This is a genomic window from Polaromonas sp., assembly GCF_030682935.1.
Lineage (GTDB): Bacteria > Pseudomonadota > Gammaproteobacteria > Burkholderiales > Burkholderiaceae_C > Polaromonas.
Genome location: NZ_JAUXNA010000010.1, coordinates 1 through 2,956 on the forward strand (window position 1 = coordinate 1; position 2,956 = coordinate 2,956).

Below are 2,956 nucleotides of genomic sequence, written 5' to 3' on the forward strand. Positions count from 1 at the left end.
CAGATCAAGATGGCGCAGGGTGCCAAGACCGGCGAGGGCGGTCAGCTGCCCGGCGGCAAGGTCAGCGAATATATCGGCAGCCTGCGCTTTTCGGTGCCCGGTGTCGGCCTGATTTCGCCGCCGCCGCACCATGACATCTACTCGATCGAGGATCTGGCGCAACTGATCCACGACCTGAAAAACGTCAACCCGCGCGCCAGCATCAGCGTCAAGCTGGTCAGCGAAACGGGGGTGGGCACGATTGCCGCCGGCGTGGCCAAGGCCAAGTCTGACCATGTGGTGATTGCCGGCCACGACGGCGGCACGGGCGCATCGCCCTGGTCGTCTATCAAGCATGCCGGCTCGCCCTGGGAAATCGGCCTGGCTGAAACCCAGCAGACGCTGGTGCTCAACCGCCTGCGCGGCCGCATCCGGGTGCAGGCCGACGGCCAGATGAAAACCGGCCGCGACGTGGTGATTGGCGCGCTGCTGGGCGCCGACGAATTCGGCTTTGCCACCGCGCCGCTGGTGGTGGAAGGCTGCATCATGATGCGCAAATGCCACCTCAACACCTGCCCGGTCGGCGTGGCCACGCAGGACCCGGTGCTGCGCCAGAAATTCAGCGGCAAGCCCGAGCATGTCGTCAATTACTTCTTCTTTGTCGCCGAAGAAGCGCGCCAGCTGATGGCTCAGCTGGGCATCGCCAAGTTTGACGAGCTGATCGGCCGCGCCGACCTGCTTGACACGCAAAAAGGCATCACGCACTGGAAGGCCGGTGGCCTGGACTACAGCCGCCTGTTCTACCAGCCGAATGTGCCGGCCGATGTGCCGCGCCGGCATGTGATGGAGCAGGACCACGGGCTCGAAAAAGCACTCGACATGCGCCTGATTGAAAAATCAAAAGCGGCGCTGGAAAAAGGCGAAAAAGTTCAGTTCATCGAGGTCGCGCGCAACGTCAACCGCACGGTGGGCGCCATGCTGTCGGGCGAACTGACGCGCCTGCGTCCCGAAGGCCTGCCGGACGACACCCTGCGCATCCAGCTCGAAGGCACCGGCGGCCAGTCGTTTGGCGCTTTCCTGGCCAAGGGCATCACCATGTACCTGATTGGCGACGCCAACGACTACACCGGCAAGGGCCTGAGCGGCGGCCGCATCGTGGTGCGCCCGAGCATTGATTTCCGCGGCGAGTCGCACAAGAACACCATCGTCGGCAATACCGTGCTGTACGGCGCGACCACCGGTGAGGCCTTCTTCAGCGGCGTGGCCGGCGAACGCTTTGCGGTGCGCCTGTCGGGCGCGACCGCCGTCGTCGAAGGCACAGGCGACCATGGCTGCGAGTACATGACGGGCGGCACGGTGGCTGTGCTGGGCAAGACCGGCCGCAATTTCGCCGCCGGCATGAGCGGCGGCGTGGCCTATGTGTATGACGAAGACGGCCAGTTCGCCACCCGCTGCAACATGTCCATGGTGTCCATGGACCGGGTTGTGACGACGGCCGAGCAGCACACCCACGACAAGTCCGACTGGCACGCCGGTGAAACCGACGAAGAGCAGCTCAAGCGTCTGCTGCAGGACCACAACCGCTGGACTGGCAGCAAGCGCGCCCGCGAGTTGCTGGACAGCTGGCCCGAGTCGCGCCTGAAGTTTGTGAAAGTGTTCCCCAATGAGTACAAGCGGGCGCTGATCGAGCGCAAGGAGCGCCAGCTGGAAGCGGCGACCGAAACCACGCGCGCGCAGGTTGCCACCAACCAGGAGGCGGCACTGGCCAAGTAAGGCAGGGCAGCTATCGTTTGCTATTGTATTTATAGCTGCTAGCGCCCTATGGTAAAGGGCTCGCGGCATAAAACGCTTAAGAAATTGCACAGGACGCATCATGGGAAAAATCACCGGCTTCATGGAATACGAGCGCATCGAAGAGGGCTACAAGCCCGTCGCCGAGCGCCTGAAGAACTACAAGGAATTTGTCATCGGCCTGAATGACGCGCAGGCCGGCAAGCAGGCGGCGCGCTGCATGGACTGCGGCACGCCGTTTTGCACCAGCGGTTGCCCGGTCAACAACATCATTCCCGACTTCAACGACATGGTGTTTCGCGCTGACTGGAAAAACGCGATCGATACGCTGCACAGCACCAACAACTTTCCGGAGTTCACCGGCCGCATCTGCCCCGCGCCCTGCGAGGCGGCCTGCACGCTCAATGTGAACGACGACGCCGTGGGCATCAAGTCGCTTGAACACGCCATCATTGACCGCGCCTGGTCCGAGGGCTGGGTAACGCCCCAGTTGCCCAAGCACAAGACCGGCAAGAAAGTGGCGATTGTGGGTTCCGGCCCGGCCGGCATGGCCGCTGCACAGCAGTTGGCGCGGGCCGGTCACGAGGTGACGCTGTTTGAGAAAAACGACCGCATCGGCGGTTTGCTGCGCTACGGCATTCCCGACTTCAAGATGGAAAAAATCCATATTGACCGCCGCGCCCTGCAGATGCAGGCCGAGGGCGTGAACTTTCGCACCGGCGTGCTGGTGGGCAGCCTGCCCAAAGACTCCAAGGTGACGAACTGGGCCAAGGAAACCATTGCGCCTGAACAGCTTCAAAAAGACTTTGATGCGGTGATGCTGACCGGCGGCGCCGAGCAGTCGCGTGACCTGCCGGTGCCCGGCCGTGAGCTGGATGGCGTGCATTTCGCCATGGAATTTTTGCCGACGCAAAACAAGGTCAATGCGGGCGACAAGGTCAAAGGCCAGCTCCGGGCCGAAGGCAAGCATGTCATCGTGATTGGCGGCGGCGACACCGGTTCTGACTGCGTCGGCACCAGCAACCGCCATGGCGCGGCCAGCGTGACCCAGTTTGAGCTGATGCCCGAGCCGCCTGCAGAGGAAAACCGGCCCATGACCTGGCCTTACTGGCCGATCAAGCTGCGCACCAGTTCCAGCCACGAAGAGGGTTGCGAGCGCGAATTCGCCATCTCGACCAAGGAATTG

2 protein-coding genes are annotated in these 2,956 nt (G+C 63.0%); both read left to right on the forward strand.

The genetic code is table 11. The features are described 5' to 3' along the window. Window positions 1-1,752 (forward strand): glutamate synthase-related protein (locus tag Q8K05_RS00425; RefSeq protein ID WP_305244582.1); only part of this gene is annotated, 1,752 nt, incomplete at its 5' end. A 100-nt stretch (window positions 1,753-1,852) separates the two neighbouring features. After that, window positions 1,853-2,956, forward strand: a 1,104-nt coding sequence (locus tag Q8K05_RS00430) for a glutamate synthase subunit beta (protein ID WP_305244583.1), incomplete at its 3' end; no start/stop codon positions are given.